Annotated in this window: 17 protein-coding genes and 4 pseudogenes; 7 read left to right on the top strand and 14 right to left on the bottom strand. The window is 70.8% G+C overall.

Annotation, left to right across the window (positions count from 1 at the left end):
• Window positions 1–89 precede the first annotated feature (89 nt).
• Window positions 90–191: pseudogene (locus tag OIE49_RS00935) on the top strand (DDE-type integrase/transposase/recombinase); the annotation flags it as partial.
• 33 nt (window positions 192–224) lie between these two features.
• Here OIE49_RS00935 and OIE49_RS00930 read toward each other — a convergent pair.
• From OIE49_RS00930 to OIE49_RS00910, 5 genes and pseudogenes are all read right to left on the bottom strand, one after another.
• Entirely contained in the window at window positions 225–893 is a 669-nt protein-coding gene (locus OIE49_RS00930) for a response regulator transcription factor (protein WP_326800608.1), read from the bottom strand.
• Window positions 890–2,158, bottom strand: a complete 1,269-nt coding sequence (locus OIE49_RS00925; protein ID WP_401742796.1) for a sensor histidine kinase — start codon at window positions 2,156–2,158, stop codon at window positions 890–892. Before OIE49_RS00925 ends, OIE49_RS00930 begins: the two co-directional genes overlap by 4 nt.
• A 59-nt stretch (window positions 2,159–2,217) precedes the next feature.
• Window positions 2,218–3,069 (bottom strand): ABC transporter permease, encoded by an 852-nt coding sequence (locus OIE49_RS00920; protein WP_326800606.1) that lies wholly within the window; start codon window positions 3,067–3,069, stop codon window positions 2,218–2,220.
• On the bottom strand, window positions 3,066–4,004 hold the full coding sequence (locus OIE49_RS00915) for an ATP-binding cassette domain-containing protein (protein WP_326800605.1): 939 nt from the start codon (window positions 4,002–4,004) through the stop codon (window positions 3,066–3,068). The genes OIE49_RS00920 and OIE49_RS00915 overlap by 4 nt, the downstream gene beginning before the upstream one ends.
• Window positions 4,005–4,534: 530 nt before the next feature.
• Window positions 4,535–4,753, bottom strand: a pseudogene (locus tag OIE49_RS00910) (hypothetical protein); the annotation flags it as partial.
• Between the two features lie 69 nt (window positions 4,754–4,822).
• On the opposite strand from OIE49_RS00910, the pseudogene OIE49_RS00905 reads away from it, so the two are divergent.
• Window positions 4,823–5,701 (top strand): annotated as a pseudogene (locus OIE49_RS00905) (SpoIIE family protein phosphatase); the annotation flags it as partial.
• Window positions 5,702–6,106: 405 nt separating this feature from the next.
• On the opposite strand, the gene OIE49_RS00900 reads toward OIE49_RS00905, so the two are convergent.
• Both OIE49_RS00900 and OIE49_RS00895 read right to left on the bottom strand, forming a co-directional pair.
• Window positions 6,107–7,375: a cytochrome P450 gene (locus OIE49_RS00900; protein WP_326800604.1), complete on the bottom strand. Its 1,269-nt coding sequence runs from the start codon at window positions 7,373–7,375 to the stop codon at window positions 6,107–6,109.
• The gene (locus OIE49_RS00895; protein WP_326800603.1) at window positions 7,372–8,895 is read right to left on the bottom strand and encodes a prenyltransferase/squalene oxidase repeat-containing protein; all 1,524 of its coding nucleotides are present in this window, start codon (window positions 8,893–8,895) and stop codon (window positions 7,372–7,374) included. The genes OIE49_RS00900 and OIE49_RS00895 overlap by 4 nt, the downstream gene beginning before the upstream one ends.
• Before the next feature lie 288 nt (window positions 8,896–9,183).
• On the opposite strand from OIE49_RS00895, the gene OIE49_RS00890 reads away from it, so the two are divergent.
• Together OIE49_RS00890 and OIE49_RS00885 are read left to right on the top strand one after the other, a co-directional pair.
• Window positions 9,184–10,023, top strand: a complete 840-nt coding sequence (locus OIE49_RS00890; RefSeq protein WP_326800602.1) for a UbiA family prenyltransferase — start codon at window positions 9,184–9,186, stop codon at window positions 10,021–10,023.
• Between the two features lie 348 nt (window positions 10,024–10,371).
• Entirely contained in the window at window positions 10,372–10,572 is a 201-nt protein-coding gene (locus OIE49_RS00885; protein ID WP_326800601.1) for a hypothetical protein, read from the top strand.
• 745 nt (window positions 10,573–11,317) lie between these two features.
• Here the strand turns inward: OIE49_RS00885 and OIE49_RS00880 are convergent.
• A complete protein-coding gene (locus tag OIE49_RS00880) occupies window positions 11,318–11,896 on the bottom strand; it encodes an SMI1/KNR4 family protein (protein ID WP_326800600.1) in 579 nt (192 codons plus the stop codon).
• A gap of 477 nt (window positions 11,897–12,373) precedes the next feature.
• On the opposite strand from OIE49_RS00880, the pseudogene OIE49_RS00875 reads away from it, so the two are divergent.
• Window positions 12,374–13,125 (top strand): annotated as a pseudogene (locus OIE49_RS00875) (SDR family NAD(P)-dependent oxidoreductase).
• A 193-nt stretch (window positions 13,126–13,318) separates the two neighbouring features.
• Here the strand turns inward: OIE49_RS00875 and OIE49_RS00870 are convergent.
• Window positions 13,319–13,801, bottom strand: coding sequence for a MarR family winged helix-turn-helix transcriptional regulator (locus OIE49_RS00870; protein ID WP_326800599.1), 483 nt, complete (start codon window positions 13,799–13,801; stop codon window positions 13,319–13,321).
• Between the two features lie 218 nt (window positions 13,802–14,019).
• Here OIE49_RS00870 and OIE49_RS00865 point away from each other — a divergent pair, with 218 nt between their 5' ends.
• Together OIE49_RS00865 and OIE49_RS00860 are read left to right on the top strand one after the other, a co-directional pair.
• Window positions 14,020–14,655 (top strand): isochorismatase family protein, encoded by a 636-nt coding sequence (locus tag OIE49_RS00865; RefSeq protein ID WP_326800598.1) that lies wholly within the window; start codon window positions 14,020–14,022, stop codon window positions 14,653–14,655.
• Between the two features lie 36 nt (window positions 14,656–14,691).
• Window positions 14,692–15,162, top strand: a complete 471-nt coding sequence (locus tag OIE49_RS00860) for an SDR family NAD(P)-dependent oxidoreductase (RefSeq protein WP_326800597.1) — start codon at window positions 14,692–14,694, stop codon at window positions 15,160–15,162.
• On the opposite strand, the gene OIE49_RS37000 is transcribed toward OIE49_RS00860, so the two are convergent.
• The 5 genes from OIE49_RS37000 to OIE49_RS00840 form a co-directional block, all read right to left on the bottom strand.
• Window positions 15,128–15,457, bottom strand: a complete 330-nt coding sequence (locus OIE49_RS37000) for a LysR substrate-binding domain-containing protein (RefSeq protein ID WP_401742802.1) — start codon at window positions 15,455–15,457, stop codon at window positions 15,128–15,130. The genes OIE49_RS00860 and OIE49_RS37000 overlap by 35 nt on opposite strands.
• Window positions 15,403–16,008 carry a LysR family transcriptional regulator gene (locus OIE49_RS00855; protein WP_326800596.1) on the bottom strand — a complete coding sequence of 202 codons (606 nt, stop codon included), beginning with the start codon at window positions 16,006–16,008 and terminating at the stop codon, window positions 15,403–15,405. The genes OIE49_RS37000 and OIE49_RS00855 overlap by 55 nt, the downstream gene beginning before the upstream one ends.
• Before the next feature lie 485 nt (window positions 16,009–16,493).
• Window positions 16,494–16,769, bottom strand: a complete 276-nt coding sequence (tatA, locus tag OIE49_RS00850) for a Sec-independent protein translocase subunit TatA (protein WP_326800595.1) — start codon at window positions 16,767–16,769, stop codon at window positions 16,494–16,496.
• A 969-nt stretch (window positions 16,770–17,738) separates the two neighbouring features.
• On the bottom strand, window positions 17,739–18,185 hold the full coding sequence (locus OIE49_RS00845) for a hypothetical protein (RefSeq protein ID WP_326800594.1): 447 nt from the start codon (window positions 18,183–18,185) through the stop codon (window positions 17,739–17,741).
• A gap of 280 nt (window positions 18,186–18,465) precedes the next feature.
• Window positions 18,466–18,894: an ATP-binding protein gene (locus tag OIE49_RS00840; protein WP_326800593.1), complete on the bottom strand. Its 429-nt coding sequence runs from the start codon at window positions 18,892–18,894 to the stop codon at window positions 18,466–18,468.
• Between the last annotated feature and the right edge of the window lie 162 nt (window positions 18,895–19,056).

Raw genomic sequence — 19,056 nt, 5'->3', positions numbered from 1 at the left:
TCGTGCGTGCTGCAAGCCTGAAGAAGGCGCTGTCACGTTGTCGGCGACAGGGTGAGATGATCTCCGGATTGGGTCGGGGCGAGGGGGGCCTGTGGCGGGCCGTCGACGCCGACGGCATGGTGCTCGACATCCTCGTGCAGAACCGGCGTGACAAGGCTGCGGCCAGGCGTTTCTTCCGGAAACTCCTCAAGACCACGGCGGATGAGGGCAAACGGCGCCGCCGCTCAGTCCCCATGAGGCCGGGCCAGGCCGTGGTCATAGGCGAAGATCACCGCCTGGATGCGGTCGCGGGCGCCGATCTTGGCCAGGATGCGGCCGACATGAGTCTTCACCGTGGACTCCGACAGGACGAAGTGGGCGGCGATCTCGCCGTTGCTCCAGCCCTTGCCGATGGCGACGAGGATCTCGCGCTCACGGTCGGTGAGGGAGCTCAAGCGCGGGTCCTCAGTGGAGCCGTCGCCGCCGAGTGGCACGAGACGGGCGAACTCGTGCAGGAGACGGCGGGTGAGCGCGGGGGCGATCACAGCGTCTCCGACGGCCACGGCCCGGATGCCCGCAAGGAGTTCCTCGGGGCGGGCGTCCTTGAGGAGGAAGCCGCTGGCTCCGGCGCGCAGAGCCGCGTACACGTACTCGTCCAGGTCGAACGTGGTCAGCATCAGGACGCGCGAGCGATCGCCGGCGGCGACGATGCGACGGGTCGCCTCAATGCCGTCCATGCCCGGCATGCGCACGTCCATGAGGACGACGTCGGGCCGGAGTTCGGCGGTCTTGCGCACCGCTTCCGCTCCGTGCGAGGCCTCGCCCACCACCTCCGTTTCGGGCACCGAGTCCAGGAGCATGCGGAAGCCGTATCGCTGGAGCGGCTGGTCGTCCACGATGAGCACAGTGGTCACCGGGCACCGCCCTGGGGAGTGAGGTCGAGTGCGGCCCGAACCGTCCAGCCGGCGCCCTCGGGACCCGCGTTGACGTGTCCGCCGTAGAGAGCCGCTCGCTCCCGCATGCCCACCAGGCCGTGTCCTTCCTCGTTCGCCGTGCCGGTACGGTCGGCCTGGACGAGTGGGCCGGAGTCCTGCACGGTGATGGTCAGCCGCGTGTCCTCCACGGCGACAGCCAGGTTCGCACGCGCGCCGACGCCGGCGTGTTTCAGGGTGTTCGTCAGGGCCTCCTGCACGATGCGGTAGACCGTGAGCTGGACCCCGCTGTCGAGGACGTCGACGTCTCCGGCGGTACGGTAGACGACCTTCAAGCCGGCGGCGCGTACCCCTTCGCACAGTGCGTTGATGTCCGCGAGACCGGGCTGCGGCCTCAGCTCGGGTTTGGTCGGCGGGCCGTCGGCCTCGCGCAGCACGCCGAGCACCCGGCGCAGTTCGTTCAGGGCCTTGCGGCCAGTGTCGCCGATGAGGTGGAGGGCCTCCCTGCCCCGCTCCGGAGCGACCCCGGCGGCATAGGCACCCGCGTCGGCGAGCGTGATGATGACGGACAGGTTGTGGCCGACGACATCGTGCATCTCACGGGCCACCCGTGTCCGTTCGGCCGCGACGGCGAGCCTGCCACGCTGGTCGCGTTCGATCTCCAGCCGGGCCGCACGGTCCCGAAGCCCGGCCAGCTGCGCCCGCCGGATACGGATCATCAGGCCGAGGGCGAGGGCCGCGGTCGCCGTGCTGAGCAGGAAGAACAGCGCGTCCCAGACCGACACCGCCGCCGACACCCGTGCCGCGACCAGGCCGAGCGCGCCCGCCGTGGCCGCACAGGCCCACGGCAGCTGCCGCAGCCGCCCGTGCAGGGCCAGGCTGTACAGGGCGACGAAGAGGGCGACGTCCGCACGGAGCGCGGCGCCGAGGGACCACTGAAGGACGAACACGGCCGCGATGGCGCCGAACGCGACGGCAGGCGCCCGGCGCCGCCACAGCAGCGGCAGCACCAGCCCGGCCTGTAGGGCCAGCATGCCCGCCACGGGCAACCGGGTGAACACGAGGCGGAAGCGGCGCGGGCCGTCGCCTTCTCCGTCGATCGCGCCGACCGCGTGCAGCAGGTCCGGCAGGCAGAACATCAGGAAGACCAGCACCACCACCGCGGTGTCCAGCACCCACGGACGGGCCCGGTCGGCATGCCGGAGCCGCTGGCCGGCCCGGCCGAGCCGGGCGACCAGCGGCCCCATCCCGCTGAGATCTTCGGTGGTCACGGAGTTCACCAGCCCATGATGCGGGTGGCTGCCGCTCAGACGTCGCTGCGCCGCAGCCGGTACGCCGCTGCGGCCAGCGCCAGTGCCGTCCAGCCGAGGAAGACCCAGAGCCCGGTGCCCGGCGACAGGGTGGTCGAGTCGTGGGTCAGGGCGAAGATCGACTCGCCGGCGTGGCTGGGCAGATAGGGGTCGATGTTCCCGCGCCATGAGCTGGGCAGCAGGGAGATCAGTCCGGGTACGAGCATGAAGACGGCGACCAGGACGGAGATACCGCCGGCCACGGACCGCAGCAGCGCGCCCAGGGCGGTGCCGATCACGCCGACCAGGCCCAGGTAGAGCCCGGCGCCCAGCAGACTGCGAAGGACACCGGCGTGGCCGAGGCCCATGGCGGCGGGCGTGCCGGAGACGACCTGGCTGCCTACGAGGAAGGCGACGAACGCGCCGACAGTGGCGATCAACAGCGCGACCAGCCCGTACACAGCCGCCTTGGACCACAGCACGGGCAGTCGGCGTGGCACCGCGGCCATGGTGGATCGGATCATGCCGGTGGAGTACTCGCCCGCCGTGACCAGCACGCCGAGCACGCCGAGGGCCAGCTGGGCGAAGTTCGTGCCGAAGAGGGACAGACTCACGGCCGTCGCGTCGGCGAAGTCGCCGTGCATGGGGCGGCCGGAGTCGATCCCGGACTTGTAGCGGCTCGCGGCGATGACACCGAAGGCGACGAGGAACAGCAGGCCCAGGCCGAGAGTGATCCAGGTGGAGCGCAGAGACCACAGTTTGGCCCACTCCGAGGCCAGCACGCGCCGTCCGGTCACCCGGTAGGCGGGGCGGGCCGGCGCGGCCTGAGCGGTCTCGGGGGACTCCGGGGTTGCCGTGAGGGTGCTCATGCCGCGCTCCCGGAGGTCTCGGTGCCGGTCGTGGAGCCGTGGTACTCCACGGCGTCCCTGGTCAGTTCCATGAACGCCTCCTCCAACGACACCGCCTTCGCGGTCAGCTCGAACAGCGGAATCCCGTGCTCGGCCGCCTTCAGCCCGATCTCGCGGGCGGACAGCCCGGTCACCTGCAGTTCCTCGGAACCCACGCGGCCGGTGATCTCCACGCCGTCTCCGGCCAGCACGTCCCGCAACCGTGCGGGGTCGTCCGTCGCGACCTTCACGGCGTCGCCGCCGGCCTCGCGGACCAGGTCCCGTACGGTCGTATCGGCCAGCAACCGTCCACGCCCGACGACGATCAGGTGATCAGCCACCAGTGACACCTCGCTCATCAGGTGCGAGGAGACGAACACCGTGCGCCCTTCGCTCGCGAGGGAGGTGAGCAGGTTCCGGATCCAGAGGACGCCCTCGGGGTCCAGTCCGTTGACCGGCTCGTCGAGCATCACGGTCTGCGGATCGCCGAGCAGGGCGGCCGCGATGCCGAGCCGCTGGCCCATGCCGAGGGAGAAGGCACCGGCCCGCTTCTTCGCGACGCTGCCGAGACCCGCGAGGTCGATGACCTCGTCGACCCGGCGGCGCGGGATGCCGTGCGTGAGGGCGAGCGCCCGGAGGTGGTTATAGGCCGAGCGGCCCGGGTGAATCGACCTCGCCTCCAGCAGCGCCCCGACCTCCTGGAGCGGCGCCCGGTGGCGGGCGTAGCGCTGTCCGTTCACCGTGACGGACCCGCTCGTCGGCGCGTCAAGCCCGACGATCATGCGCATCGTCGTGGACTTGCCCGCCCCGTTGGGGCCGAGAAAGCCGGTCACCGTGCCCTGCTTCACGGTGAAGCCCAGCCCGTTGACGGCTGTCTTCTCCCCGTACCTCTTGGTGAGCTGCTGTGCCTCGATCATTCGTGTTCCCTCTTTCGCACCGGCGCGCCCTGCATGCCTGACGCCTCCTTCGTCACGCTAAGGCCGCGATCTGCCGGATCCGGTCGTACCGGGGACTGAACAGCGCCAGGCAGGTGGTACCGGGGTACTACAGCCTGGCGCCCTCATCACTAGCCGCAGCTCACAGGGACGCTCCCGCTGCCGTGACAGCCCGGTGCTGCGCGTTCGATGACAGGCGATGACGCTGTCCAAGAGGGGGCAGGTGGCTGTCGGCGCTGTATCGCAGCATCGTGTACGCACAGGCCTTGGCCTCTCAGTCGCCGGACCAGCCGCCCAGCTCATTGTCTTTTCGCGCCGGTCCGTAGTCCGCGCCGCGGCAGCGGTCTGTGCGGCACGGTTCAGCAGAGCGGCGTTTATGTACGCCACGTTCATCTGGTCAGCCCTGAGACCGGCTGCACGATGAAGGCCCGAGGCGACGGCCTCGGCCGGGATGAGGGGATCCCGCAGCCTCAGCCCCCAGGGTTCCTCACATCCGCGAGGGGGCCCGCCACCCGGTGAGGCACCGCCCGGCGCGGACCCACCGGCTTCCTCCGCGGCGCGGCGGCCTCGGCGGGCGCATCTGCCTCCGTCAGCGCCTCCAGATACTGCTCGAGGCCGATCACCCGGCGCCTGAGCATCTCTTCCGCGTCCGCCAGAGCCGCCCGGACGCGCTCCAGCTCCGCTTCAAGTTCCTCCACCAGCACCGCCGCAGTCTTCTGCCGTGCTTCCAAAACCGCCTGGCGCCGCCTAGATGCGCGCCGACCGTCGCGCCGACACTGGCCGCCGAAGCCGGCGACTGCCTCACCGACGTCTGCAACCCCACACCTGCGGCTCTGGTCGCCAACCTGGACGACGCCACCCTCGAAGGCGCCCCCGAAGGCGCCGGCGGCATCGGCGTCACATGCCTCTACGCCGTCTACGACCCCGTCACCCGCCGCTGCACCCTCGCCCGGGCCGGCCACCCCCCGCCCGCCGTCGTCACTCCCGACGCCGCCGCCTACCTCCTCGACGTCCCCGCCGGCCCCCCGCTCGGCCTGGGCGGCCTGCCGTTCGAGGCCACCGAGACCGAACTACCCGAAGGCAGCCTGCTCGCCCTCTACACCGACGGCCTCCTCGAACCCCGAGACCACGACATCGACGAAGCCCTCGACAACATGTTCGCCGCCCTCGTCCGCCCCACCCACACCCTCGACACCGTCTGCGACCACGTCCTCACCGCCACCCTCACCCACCGCCCCGACGACGACATCGTCCTGCTCATCGCCCGCACCCACGCCCTCAGCGCCGACCGCGTCGCCGCCTGGGACCTGCAACCCCACCCCGCCGCCGTCGCCCACGCCCGCCAACATGCCACCGCCCAGCTCACCACGTGGGGACTGACCCACGCCGCCTTCATCACCGAACTCATCGTCAGCGAACTCGTCACCAACGCCATCCGCTACGGCAAACCCCCCGTCCAGCTCCGCATGATCCACCACAACACCACCCTCATCTGCGAAGTCTCCGACACCAGCAGCACCACCCCCCACATGCGCCGCGCCCGCGTCTACGACGAAGGCGGACGCGGCCTCCTCCTCGTCGCCCAACTCGCCGACCGCTGGGGCACCCGCCATACCCCCACCGGCAAGACCATCTGGGCCGAACAAACCGTCACACCTGACAGTGAGGATGGGATGTGACGGGGCTCCGCTGACGGGCCCGGGGGCCGACTATGCTGAAGCGCTCCGGAACGGTGGCGGCTGCAACGCTGATCAGCTGAACGGCGATGAGCAGCTGCTGAACGGCCGGGTCTACGGCGCGGAGCACGACGCCCCCCACCCGGCCCGCTCCCACAGCCCGTCGGCGGCGCACCCGTCCTCAGTGCGTCCAGCCACGGGGAGGGGGCGGGCGGGTGGCTTGCCGACAAGAATCCCCGCTTCCTCGCCGACACCACAGGCGATGGCAGGCTGGACATCGTCGGCTTCCACGACGACGGCGTCCGGGTGTCGCACAATCGAAGGCGTACGCGGCATACGGGCCGGGTCTTGTCGTCGCCACCGGTCGTCTGGTCCCTTCCTGCCGCGGTTGGCTGTCCGGCCTGTGGGTCATGGGGTGAAGTCCACCAGGAGGCGGGCCGGGCCGTGGACGACCCTGTGCGTGTGGGTGGGGACCTCGTCTGGGCCGGTGGCCAGGCGCAGGTCCGGGAAGCGGGACAGCATCGTGGCCAGGACGGTGCGCACCTCGATGCGGGCGAGTTGGTCGCCGACGCAGTGGTGGGGGCCGTGGCCGAAGCTGAGGTGCCTGGCGGCGTCGGGGCGTTGGACGTCGAAGTGGTCGGGGTCGGTGAAGCGGACAGGATCGCGGTTTGCGGCGGGCAGGTGGAGGACGACTCGCTCGCCCGCCGCGATGCTCTGCCCGGCGATGGTCAGGGGTTCGCGGGCGACCCGCAGGAGTCCGAACTGGAGGACCGTCGCGTACCGCAGCGTCTCCTCGACCACCCCGTCGACGAGCTCGGGCCGCTGGCGCACCGTGTCCCAGAGCCGGGGCGGGCGCAGCAGGAGGAGGACGGCGAGGCCGATCACGTTGGCGGTGGTCTCGTGGCCGGCGATGAGGACGAGCTGAGCAAGGGCGGCGATCTCGTCGTCGCTCAGCGTCGCGTCGGCGCTCTGCGCCTGGAGGAGGCCGGAGAGCAGGTCGTCATCCGGCTCCACACGTCTGATACCGATCAAGCGCAGCAGGTAGGACTTCATCTCCGCCTTGGCCGCCAAGAGCTGGTCGCGAGTGCGGTCGAGGGAGAGAAGCTCGCCGGTCAGGCGCTGGTACAGATCGCGGTCGGTGAAGGGCACGCCCAGGAGCTCGCTGATCACCAGCGACGGTACGGGCAGGGCGACGGTTGGCATCAGGTCCGCCGGTCGGGGTGCGGCGGCCAGGGCGTCGAGGTGCTGGTCGACGATGGTCTGGATCCGCCCGGCGAGCAGGTTCATCCGGCGGCTGGTGAACTGGCCGCTGATCAGGCGGCGCAGCCGGGTGTGCTCCGGCGGGTCGCTGGTGAGCAGGTCAGAGGGGCGCAGCGCGGCCATCTCAGCGGGGGTGATGAGACTGGCTCGGACGTGGGAGTTCAGATGGGGACGCCGGGAGCTGAACCTGGGGTCGGCGAGGGCGGCGCGGACGTCGTCGTACCGGGTGACCAGCCAGCCCGGCGGGCCGTCGGGGAACACCAGCGGTGCCACGGGCAGCTCCGCGCGAAGGCACCGGAACTCGGCGGGCGGATCCACCGGGGAGGTGCGGTCGACGGGCAGGGGCCGCGGCGCCCGGTCGGGCATCAGGGGCTGCGGCCCGTCGGCGGTCCTCGCCTCCGTCTGGCGACCGCTCACCGTGCCTCGTCGCTGCCGCTGCTGGTCAGGGCCAGCAGAACCCAGATGTCGGTGAAGACCGGCGCGTCGAACAGCAGGGGGCGGGGTGCGACCTGGTCCGGCAGCGCCGTGAACATCCCGTCCGGCCCCTGCCGGGACAGCAGATGGGCCAGGCCCGCCCTGACGGCGGAGTCCTCCTGCGGGCGCTGGCCCATGGCGGCCAGGGCGAGCAGCGAGTAGCAGGTGCTGGCGGTGTCACTGGCGTCGCCCGGCCGGTAGCCCCAGCCGCCGTCCTCGTTCTGCGCCTGCGCGAGGAACCGGTGTGAGGCGGCGCTCGCGTCGGCGATACGCGCCTTGAGAGCGGTGCGGGTCGGCTCGGGCATCGAGTGCAGCGCCCACATCGCCCGCCAGATCGTGTTCGCCTCGCTCAGGCTCCAACTGCGCTCGAACGTGCCGTCTACGTGCTGGGCGTCCAGCAGCCAGCGCGCCGCGCCGTCCAGCAGGTCACCGTGGCCGGAGCCGTTCCATGCCAGTGCGCTGACCGCGCCGCCGGTCATGCCCACCTCGGACGGGTCGCCCTTCACGTAGGTCGGGAACCCGCCGTCCGGCCCGACGATGTCCCGGAAGTACCCGCCGGCGCGCTCCAGGGCGTCCCGGTGGCGCTCCGGGTCGACGGAGGCCAGGCATGCGGCGGCGTAGGAGCTGGCGTCCACGTCGCTGTGCCGCATGTTCTCGCCGAACGCCCACCCACCGTCCGGCATCTGCCTGCCGATCAGGTAGTCGCACATGCGGTGCAGCAGCGCGCGGTCCGCTCCGGCCCGGGCCAGGGCCAGGCCTGCGGGTCCGGTGCTGAACACGTCCAGGTTCGACATGCTCGGCACACCGCCGTCCGGGTTTCGGCACGCCAGCACGCCTTCCACACCGGTCTCGACCAGCCGGTGGGCGGACGCGAACCGCTGGGCGGCCAGGAGGGCGAGCAGGTGCGCGGCGGTGTAGTTCTCCCACACCGGCGCCCGGCTGGAGCCCAGCAGCTCCAGCAGACGCTCCCGTTCCAGATCGGTGATCTCCTCGGCCCGGCCCAAGCCGTCCGCGACGAGGATCCGCACACTCAGCATGATCATTTCGATCCAGGTGACGGAGTTGTCCCCCTCCCCACCCCCCGGACGGGCCGGGCGGAGCATCGACGAATCGAAGGGGACCGCGCCCACCACGGCGAGGTGGACGTCGAACAGCAGCCGCTTGCGGGCGATGGAGAAGTGGTCGAAGCCAGCCAGCAACTCGCCCCCGACCACGTCATCATCAACCTGGCGGCCGTGCAGGACCGCCCGGGCCAGCGCCGTGTCGAACCCCGTGGCCTGCGCCTGCCCGGTGGCCAGATACATGCCGAGCTCCCGCACCTGTTGCGGGTGGGTACCGCGCTCGCGCAGCAGGACGAGCAACAGCGCCGACTCCAGCGTCCGGCTGGCGCACGGCCGCCGCACCGCACCATCGAAGCCGACGGCGGCGCTCAAGGCCGCGACCACCCGCTCCCTGGCAGCCATCCCCCCGCCAGCGACCTGCTCCCGACCGACCGACCCATCCAGGCCGAATTCGTCCGTCGTCAACGTCCTGCTCCTGTCTGCCTGTCACGACGGAACCCTTTCGCTTCCCGTCGCGGGACTTGGCTCAGTCCCAAGATGTCCCGGAGCGTCACGCCCCAGGAAGAGCAGAAGAGTCAAACTCACCCATCAGTGTGGCGCTTGAGACACCTGCCCGTCACCCGGCCGCGCGCATCGTTGGGCACAAGTGCACCTCTGCTCCCATCCGCCGAGCACACCAGGAGGAAGTCGATGACCGCCCAGCCCGAGGTAGCCGGCGGGCGGTCCGCCCCCGGCCCACTCACATTCCTGGCGTGGACCAATATCACCCTCGGCACCAGCGCGGCAGCCTTCACCTGGGTCACCAGCCTCGCCCTGCACCGGCCCGGCGACCCGCTGATCGCGGCCTTCGCCTTCCTCTTCATCACGGGCTCGTACACCCGTGACCGCCTGGATCCCGCCGACACCGACAGCAGCCCGCGGGCCGCCTGGATCGCCCGGCACCGCCGCCATCTGACCCGGTGGACGATCGCCTGTGCGGCAGCCCTGCTGCCCGTGACGGTCCTGCGCCCGTGGTGCGCCGCAGTCGTGGTTCTCGTGGGCGCCATGGCCTGGCTGTACACGGCTCCCTTGATCCCGTGGCGCGGACGGCGGCTGGCGGTCCGGCAGCTTCCCGGCGTGAAACTTCCCTACACCATGGCCGGGTGGCTCGCGATCGCGGTGCTCCTGCCGGCTGTCCAGCAGCACCTCCTGTTGGACGCGCGCACGTGGTACCTCGCCCTGGCGGGCGTGCTCATCGGCGGTGTGACCGCCCTCTTCAACGACCTCCGTGACCTCCACACGGATGCCCTCGCCGGCACCAGCAGTCTCCCGGTGCTGCTCGGTGAACGCCGGACCCGCGTCGCCGCATACGGCATGGCTGCCTGCGGAGCGGCAGTCGGGCAGCTTGTTCTGCCCCTCCCCACCGTGCTGTGGGCCGCCTACAACAGCACCCTTCTGGCCTCCTACCGCCCTCGGCCGGGTGGATACCCCCGACCCTGGGGCGACGCCCAGGGCCTGGTCGTCCTGGCAGCGGTCCTGCTGACCCGGTGAGACAACGGTCAGCCAACCTGCCGGGAGACTGGGCCGAATGAGGGTATTGAGTCAGCCGTGCATGGGGCCGCGTACATGCAGGCACGGGGGCGGTGCAGACGTCACTGCCGCTGACTTACCACGCGGCACACCGTAGGACGCCCCCGCCGCCCCGACCGCCGAAACCTGGAGCACCAGCGGCCAGCTGCTCCGGCCCGCCGCCGAACCGGCCACCGACCGGGACTTCCTCGCCGACGTCTGGAACCTCACCCCGCCGACCCCGACCGCCGACCCCGGCGACGCAGCAGCGCCGCCGCCGGCGAACCCGCCCCGGCGCCCCTGGCCCCGGCCGGAGACCCGGGCGACGCCGTGGTCGGACTGCGCAAAGCCCAGCAGGACCACCTGCCAGACCTCACGCTCGCCGCCCTGCGCTGGGCGCGCGCCAACGACCCGGACTTCCCCGCCTCGGTCGGCAAGCGCGGCGCCGAACTCCTCTACCGCGTCGGCGACCTCAAGAAGTGGGCCCGCAACCGGCCCCGCGGCGCGGCCAGCACCACCGACGTCGACTGATGCCCTGGTCCGTCCAGACGTGGCGAGGCGTGCCTCCAAGCGGTCACGCCTCGCCTTCACCGAACAGTGGTGTCGGTGGCGGGTCATACCCCGTCAGTTACGATGTTCGATCAGACCGAAGACGAAATCCAGGCGCACATCGACGGACCTGTCCGAGCAGCCTGGGAGTGGCTCCAGGCCGTTGTCGATGACCGAGATTTCGAGACCGCATGGGACTTGACCGCCCCGGGCCCGTCTGCGACGAGCACGGCCGCGGCCTGCACACAGGCTATTGCGGCGGGACGGCGGTCTGGGTGTGCACCGCCGGTTCTCCGCCGGGCCACGTGGTGAGAACTGTGGATCCGGCTGTCCAGCTCTCATGACGGCGCCTCCGGCGGCTCAGCCCCGTCGGCCCCAGCCCGGATCCACCGGTCGGAGGCGGTAGCGTGCGGGCGTGGTGTCGGTTCTGGGCGTGGATGCCTTGCCCACCTGGCTGGGGGTCTTTTCGTGCCCGTGGGGTCCGGTGCCGGGCGCGGTGCGCACCGGCCCGACCCCTCGCGCGGCTGCCCCGTCGGCCGCCCCCGTGCGGCGGGGGAGTAGCGGTCCCGAGTCCAGCGGTCCGTCAGGCCGGCGAGCCGTCGAGCATGCGCGGCTACAGTAGTCCACACAACTCACGCACCCGTTTCCGCACCGGCTCCACGGTGGTTGAGGGCCCTGCTAAGCTCGTTTGACCGACCGCAACGCTCAACAGCACAGGCCGACGGGCCTACGGTGCCGACAGGGCCGTGCGCTCGGCTTTCGCCAGCCAGTCGGTGTACCAGCGGGCAAACGTCACCGGCATACCGTCGTCGTCGAGCAGCGGGGCGAGGTCTACATCGTCCACCCGGCAGTCGGACCAGATCGTGCCGCGGTGCCTGCCGCTGATGATCAGCCATTCTCTCTGGGCGCAGCCCAGGTGGGAGATCACGATGGCGCCGGCGGTGCGCTCCGGGGCGAACATGACGACCTCCCACCGCTCGTCCCACGCCTCGATGGCGTCGTCGAAGTCCTCGATGTCGCCGAAGTCCTCTTCCTCGGGGCGTTGGGCAAGAAGGTCGTCGAGCAGCTTCGAGTCCGGACCCCGGTCGGGAAACGGCTCGGCAAGCCTCGACAGGTCGGCCAGGTCCGCGCCGTCGCCTTCCCAACGCCAGCGGCCCTGCACGCGCCGAACCGTAAACAGGCCGTACGCGGGGCCGGCGCCGCCCGCGCCGACGTGGAGCAGGAAGGTTCGGTATTCCTCCGGAAGCTGCACGCCTGTCTGAGCCTCGAGTTCGGCAAGCTCGCCCTGTGTAAGCGTGTCCTCCACGATCCATCTGTGCCCCAATGCCCGAACACCTTGCTGCCGGAAGGCCCTGCACCCGCCGCCTCGACCCGCTGACGCACGCCCACCCACCACTGATCAGTCATGCGCAGACCGTGCGTGCAGCCACCGGCACCTGGGCCGCGGGACCCACCGCTGCTGTCCCGACGGGGTCAGGAACGGCCCGACGCCGCAGGCCCCTCGGCACAACACCGCGAGAGCGGTCATCAGCACCGCCGGTGGCTTCGGCTCACGCTCTGACCGGTGCCTCGGCTGCGCAGGCGCCCGAGCGGCGGTAGGAATGGGACAGGGGAATCCGCCTCTTATAGCGGGTGTCGGATTCGCCTATGGCCATGCCGGAATCGCTGGAAGGAACGGGCGCTTTGTACTCCCGTCACCTCACGGACGAGGTGACGGGGCGACGGCAAGCGGCCCACCCCATTCCCGTTCGGCCCTTACTTTTCTATACGAAGGACGGCCCTCATGGATTCTGTTGATCTGTCCGGGCGTGTGGCTCTGGTAACCGGAGCGACCAGCGGTATCGGCGCCGCGACCGCGGCGCTGCTCGCCGAGCGCGGCGCGCACGTGCTGGTCGCGGGACGCGACGCGTTCCGTGGCGAGACAGTCGTCGCGGCCATCCGGACGCGCGGCGGCAAGGCGGACTTCCTCGCAGCCGACCTGCGGGACGCGGCGTCGGCCCGGCGGCTGGCGCAGAAGGCCACCGAGCTGGGCGGAGGCCGCGTGGACATCCTCGTCAACAGCGCGGGCATCTTCCCGTTCGGCCCGACGGCACAGGCGTCACCCGGTGACGTGGATGCCGTCTACGACCTGAACGTGAAGGCACCCTTCCACCTGGTGGCGCAGCTCGCCCCGGCGATGGCCGAGCGCGGACACGGCGCGATCGTCAACGTCAGCACCATGGTCGCCGAGTATGGCGTCGCGGGCATGGCGCTGTATGGCTCCAGCAAGGCGGCGTGAACCTGCTGACCAAGGCGTGGGCGGCCGAGTTCGGCCCTCACGGGGTGCGCGTCAACGCAGTGGAGCCGGGCCCGACCCGCACCGAGGGCACGGCCGCCATGGGGGATGACCTCGACGCACTCGCCGCGCAGGCCCCGGCCGGACGCCCCGCCGAGGTTCAGGAGATCGCCGAGGCAATCGCCTATCTGGCCGGTGACGCGGCGAGCTTCGTGCACGGCGCGATCCTGCCGGTCGACGGCGGCCGCACGGCCGTCTGAGGCGCACAGGCCCTCACGGTGGGGCATCGGCGCGATTCACGCCCTGCGCCCCCTGCTCTTTCGCACCCTGCGACGTGCCTGACTCACTCACCGGCCAAGGCCACACCGATGCGAGTCGGCCGGCCACACCGCCCAGGGTCTCCGCACCCGCGGACGCTCATGGCGCCGAGCCTTTAACCAGCTCACTGGACGTTCAGTCGCCCTGGCTGCGCCCCGGTGCCTGACTGTCGTGCCGGGCCTCGCGCCGGAGATCGGCCACGCGACGAAGAGACTTCTTGAAGGTGGCGTACTCCTTTGTGCCCAGTGCGTTGGCGTGGCGTTCCTCGATCGTACGCATGATGGAGTCGGCGGCCTCCATCTGGAGCAGGCCGCGCTCCGTGGGGTAGATCAGTTTGGCGCGGCGGTCTGCGGGGTCGGGTTTGCGTTCGACGTAGCCCAGGCGTTCTAGGTCGTCGATGAGGGTGCCGATGACTTGCTTGTGCTGGCTCGAGACGCGGGCGAGTTCGCTGGCGCGGATGCCGTCGGTACGCAGGTGGGCGAGGACGGCGCCGGTGCGGGGCTGGATGTCGTCGAAGCCCTGCTCAGCGAGCGCGGTGAACAACTCGCGCTGCACCGAGAAGAGGACCCGGGCAGCGAGAACGCCGAGGTCCGGTTCCGCGGTCTGATGCCCGCTCAACGCCTCTCCCGTCTCGGCGGTCGTCCACCCCTGTGCTGGATCACCAGCGATTTTATTCGCTCGCCCGAGGGGTCGGACAGCGTCACCCGGACCCCGGGTGACCGCCAGCACGGCGCTTGCGCTCTACGGAGACGGGGCATAGCTTCGAAATGTCATGGAAATTGACTATCAATTTTAGTGACCACCGAGGCTGTGGCTCAACCTCAAGGGAGCGGAAGATGAGCGAGCACAGCGAGCACAGCAAGTTCCTGGAGCCGGTCACCCGGGAGAACACCGCAGTAGTGCTGGTCGACCACCAGGTGGGCCTTCTGTCCGGCGTCCGGGACATCCCGGTCGGCGAGCTGAAGCACAACGTGGTGGCCCTGGCACGGGCGGCGACCGTGCTGGGGATCCCGCTGGTCGTCACCACCACCGCGGCCGACAGCATGTGGGGACCGACCACCCCCGAATTGGTCGAGGCGCTGCCGGCTGGACAGAAGATCATTGACCGCAGCACGGTCAACGCCTGGCACGACAACCGGGTCCGTGAGGCCATCGAGGGCGCCGGCCGGCGCAAGCTGATCTTCGCCGGGGTGTCGCTCGAGGTGTGCGCGGCACTGCCGGCGATCGCCGCGACGGCCGCCGGGTACGACGCGTACGTCGCCGTGGACGCCTCCGGCACCTTCAGTCAGGCCAAGCGCGAGGCGGGACTGCTGCGCATGCAGCAGGCGGGCGTCATCGTCTCCGACTACGCCACCCTCATGGTCGAGGCCCTGGCGGACAACGCCGCCCCGGAGTCCGCCGCCGTCTACGCCACCCTCGACATGCCGTTCGCCGTCCTGGTCGGCCAGATCTCCGCGGCCTACCAGGCTTAAACGCTCGTTCCTGTCGGCAGCACGGAGCCCGGCAACGTGCACGCCGTCTACGACCTGAACGTGAGGGCGCCGTTCCACCTGGTGGCGCAGCTCGCCCCGGCCATGGCCGAGCGCGGGCACGGCGCGATTATCGACGTCAGCACGATGGTTGCTGAGCACGGCGTCGTGGGGATGGCGCTGTACGGCTCCAGCAAGGCGGCTGTGAACCTGCTGACCAAGACCTGGGCCGCCGAGTTCGGCCCTCACGGAAGCGGGTCAACGCCGTCGACCCGGGTCTCGCCCGTACCGAAAGCACAGCCGAAATGGGCGATGACCTTGACGCCCTCGCTGCGCAGGCCCCGTCGGACGGCCCGCCGAGGCGCGCGAGATCGCCCAGGCGGACCTCCTGTCACAGGGGGCGTCGTTCGCGGGTTCCGCCCGGCCCCCCCCACGAGACGGCTGAGAGTTCACTGTCGATCCGACGAATCGCGGCTCAGCTGCTCACCGACCGGTCGAGCGTGGCGATGAACCGGCCGAGGTCACGCCGACGCGAGTCGGCCGGCCACACCGCCCAAGTGCGCCGCACCAAGGGATGTCCGACCAGCGGCGACCAGGTCACGTGGTCCGGCAAGGGCTGCTGCCAGCCAGGAGGAGCCAGCGTGAACGCCTGCCCGGACGCGACCGCCGCCAACTTCACATCCGCGATCAGCGCCTGTCCCTGCGGAGCCTCCGGACCCAGGTTCAAGCCGTGGCCGCGGAGGATCGCGGTCAGCTCGTCATACCATGCGGGGCTGCCGGAGCGAGGGAAACCGACCCATTGCAGGCTGGCGAGCGCGTCGAGCGGATGCCGTCGGGTCCGGCCAGTTCGGCGGCCTGCTCCGCGGCCAGCAGCACACCGAGCTTCTCCCGTACGACAAGCAGCGCGTCGAACTGCGGACCTGGCGGACGCTCCCTCAGGAAGCCGACGTCCAGCTCACCGGACCGCAGTGACGCCAGCTGCTCCGCCGTGGACAGGTGCCGGGCCTGCACCCCGGTGTCCGGATGCGCCTGAAACAGGTCAGCCAGCGCCGGATCGAGCAGCCCGGAGGGCAGTTCCAGCGGGATTCCGATCCGGAGCACCCCGCCGTCGGCGCCGGTGAAACGGGCCATCGCCAGCAGGGCCTGATCATGCCGAGCAAGGACCACGCGTGCCTTCGCCAGCAGGACGGTCCCCGCCTCGGTGGCACGCACCCCCGTGCTGCCGCGCACCAGCGGCTTCACCCCCAGTTGCCGCTCGAGTCCGCTCACGGTCTGGGACAGGGCCGGCTGACTCACGGTCTGGCGCTGCCGCTCGTAGAGCACCGCGCAGAGCAGCAACCCCTTGGCCTGTTCCACCAGTTCCGCGGCCCGGGCGGCGAACTCGTCGGCGCGTTCGCCGCTGTCGTAGCGGGTGGGGACGAGGTTGGCGGCCCGGTCGGAGAGGCGGCGCAGTTCGTAGGAGAGGATGAGTCGGGCCAGGGCGACACGGCCGTAGCCGGACCTCGGGGGTATCGGAACTGTGCCTGGAGGTCGGCGGCGAAGACGGCGTCGGTGCCCAGCTTTTGCACACCTCCGCCGATGCCGTTCACAGGTGGCGCGGTCCGACGGTCCCTTGCGGGGCGATGTTCAGCCGACTGCGAGCGGGGACATGTGCGGCGCTGACGCAGCGACATCCCTGGCGCTGACGGTCATCTTCATCGTTCCTCGGGGAAGGTGTCGCCGTACATCGGCAGGCCGCTCACGGACTGCTCCCGGGAGACTTCCTCTTCGATCACGTCCCAGGCTTCCGGGCAGCGTCTCGTGCAGGGATGAGCCAGGGGCACTCAGGACCGGGCTCAGTCTCAGTGGCTGGTCGTGCTGTCCGGGGGCGCGGTGCGGGCGGTGGCGGTGCCTCCGGGAGCGCCCGAGATCGTCCGCGGTCCCGGTGCAGGTTCGGGCTCGGTGGGTGGCTCGTTCGAGGCGCCGTCGTCCTTCATCGCCTTGGTCTCGCTCTTGAGGATCCGCATGGACTTGCCCAGCGCCCGGGCCGTGTCGGGTAGTTTCTTCGAGCCGAAGATCAAAACCACCACCGCGACCAGGATCAGCAGGTGCCAGGGCTCCAGCGCATTGCGGAACATCGTCACACCACCCTTTCGAACGCGTCGGCCCTCATACCTGCCTCGGCGATCGGTGCCGCTTGTTCCTGCGCGGCAGCGGTGGGAGCGGGAGCGCCCGCGGCGCGTCGTGCCTTACCGCCACAAGCATGCTCCCATCGCTCTCCGGACGCGCGCAGAGCCTCGGCCGCTACCCGAAGAAGAGTCCCGCCCACGACTGGGCCTTGCGGAAGGTCGACGCGGCGGGAGGCGCACACCTTTGGCCGCGGACGACGGCCCGCTGACGCCGGCGGGCGCGTCCAGCACGGTTGCCCGTCCACCGATACGGCGAAGAGTTCCCCTTCCGTGTCCCGGCCGCACTCGGCCGGGACACCACGCTGCTGGACGCGGTCGATGTCCACGACCCGGCAAGGCTCTACACCGAGGGATGGCAGGCACTCGTCGTCGCAGGAAGGGATCCGCAGGAGGTGGCCGCGCAGGCCGGCGTCCATGCCCGCGCCCGCGGTCTCGCGCACGGGCGCCTGGGAGGAGGTTTCCCGGTGCACTTGGCACGGCGGTTTCACCGGTGTCCGCCGCCCGCGCCATCGGGAGATTCCCAGGGCGTCGTCCAGCCAGGCCTACAAGTGAATTCGTCGCCCGTCGCCGCCGCAACCGCGGGGGACTCGACCGGCATCAGGCATACGGCGAGGCGTGGTTCGCCGCCTGTGACCTGCATGGCCACCTGCGCCGGCTGCCCGGCCCGCGGAGTGTGCGGGGGTGTTCGGGTCGGATGGATGCTCAGCTGCTGCCCCTGGGAGCAACCACGTTCGGGCGGCTGGTACAGCCGATGGGCCTTCGCGTTCGGCCACGGTGCGTTCTTCGGCTTTCCCCGGCCTGACCATTCCTGTCGCCGGCCGGTGCGATGTTCACGCATGGCTGGCGGGCGCGAGAGGCGAGGCGAGTGGAGTTGGCCGGCTGCTGCGGGGGCGTGCCGGATGTCGATGTCCTTGCGGGTCATGTGTCCTTCTTCTTGTCGGGTCGGGGTCGATTCAGATTCTGGGGACGCCCGGCGGCCGTCCAGGCGGCGTACTCCTGGCGGACGTAGAGGCGGCGGCTGGGGGCGAGCGTGATCGCGTCGGGGTGGTGCGGACCGGCCACCAGGTCTGGATGACGGCGGTCGTGCAGGACGAGTTGTTCGGCGGTTTCTGCGGCGGCTGCGACCGGGCCGGGGGCGGCAAGGGCCATCCGGTCCATGAGGGCGGCCCGGCGTAGCAGCCAGGCACGTTCGGCGGCCGTCGCATCGACCAGGGCACCGGTGACAGGCGTGGCCCGGCGGCCGTCGCGTTCGGCCCCGAGAGCGAGCACTTGGTGCATCTCGCGGCGCAGGTCGGGCGCGTTCGCGTAGGCCTCGTGCGGGGGCGGGGCGCCGATGCCCTCGCCGCTGTTCGGGGTGACGTCCACGCTCACACCTCCGCCGGAACGCAGGGGCCGATGCCGCAGCGTTGACACAGCATCGTGTACTGGTCGGGGTCGCCGTGATCGAGGGCCGGTGGATGCGCCGCGGGCCGCACCCGGGCTGGGTCCGGGCAGCCGTCGATGGGGCACGGCTTGTGGGTCGCGAAGGCCCACTCGGCGGGGTCGTCGGGTGACCCGGCGCCGCAGCCGCTCCCTGTGATCCGTCGCTGTGCTGCGGTGCCGGCCCTGACAAGGGGCCGCAGTTCGTGCGGAACGCCCGGCCCGGTCATGCCGAGCACCTCAGGCAGGCGCGGACTTCGCGGCCGCTGCGCGTCTGGTGGACCTCGGTCGACTGTGTGAGGTACTGGACGATGCCGGTGCCGCGGCCGTGCTCGTCCGGGGCGATGTCGGGGCGACGGCGCTCCACGGCCGTTCCGGAGTCACTGACCACAATGTTCAGGGTGCCGTGGTCGAGGACGAGCCGCAGGGTCATGTGCTCGCGGCCGTACCGGGCGGCGTTGGCTGCGAGTTCGTCGACGATGAGAACGGCGGACTCGCGCTCGCTCTCGGGAACACACCAGGTCTCCAGCAGATCGGCCGCGAGGTGACGAGCGGCGGAGACGTGCGCCTCCTGCGCGGGCAGGGCGAGCAGTGCCTCCTGGCGGCAACGCCGGGAGATCGGTGGGCTCGGGCGGGGGGAATCGGTTACGAACATGGTCTTCTGACTCTTCTGTGCATGTGCGGAGACCGGAACGTGGAGACTGCCAACGCATTCGAAGGGCGGTCGGTATGCCGGATCCTGCATCGGAGCGTTCATTCAGTTCCACGGACGGCGCATGCCGAACGGTTCGAGCAATTCGCGCCTTTTGCTCCACTT

The sequence above is a fragment of the Streptomyces sp. NBC_01788 genome, assembly GCF_035917575.1.
Lineage (GTDB): Bacteria > Actinomycetota > Actinomycetes > Streptomycetales > Streptomycetaceae > Streptomyces.
Note: the sequence above shows the minus strand (reverse complement) of the source record. Positions and strands in the feature narration are given on the sequence as shown.

What these genes read in the sequence shown, in the direction of transcription:
- tatA (WP_326800595.1), bottom strand. Translation starts at nt 16,769, where the DNA reads ATGTTCCGCAATGCGCTGGAGCCCTGGCACCTGCTGATCCTGGTCGCG.
- OIE49_RS00840 (WP_326800593.1), bottom strand. Translation starts at nt 18,894, where the DNA reads ATGTTCGTAACCGATTCCCCCCGCCCGAGCCCACCGATCTCCCGGCGT.
- OIE49_RS00865 (WP_326800598.1), top strand. Translation starts at nt 14,020, where the DNA reads ATGAGCGAGCACAGCGAGCACAGCAAGTTCCTGGAGCCGGTCACCCGG.
- OIE49_RS00920 (WP_326800606.1), bottom strand. Translation starts at nt 3,069, where the DNA reads ATGAGCACCCTCACGGCAACCCCGGAGTCCCCCGAGACCGCTCAGGCC.
- OIE49_RS00890 (WP_326800602.1), top strand. Translation starts at nt 9,184, where the DNA reads ATGACCGCCCAGCCCGAGGTAGCCGGCGGGCGGTCCGCCCCCGGCCCA.
- OIE49_RS00915 (WP_326800605.1), bottom strand. Translation starts at nt 4,004, where the DNA reads ATGATCGAGGCACAGCAGCTCACCAAGAGGTACGGGGAGAAGACAGCC.
- OIE49_RS00895 (WP_326800603.1), bottom strand. Translation starts at nt 8,895, where the DNA reads ATGGCTGCCAGGGAGCGGGTGGTCGCGGCCTTGAGCGCCGCCGTCGGC.
- OIE49_RS00925 (WP_401742796.1), bottom strand. Translation starts at nt 2,158, where the DNA reads ATGGGGCCGCTGGTCGCCCGGCTCGGCCGGGCCGGCCAGCGGCTCCGG.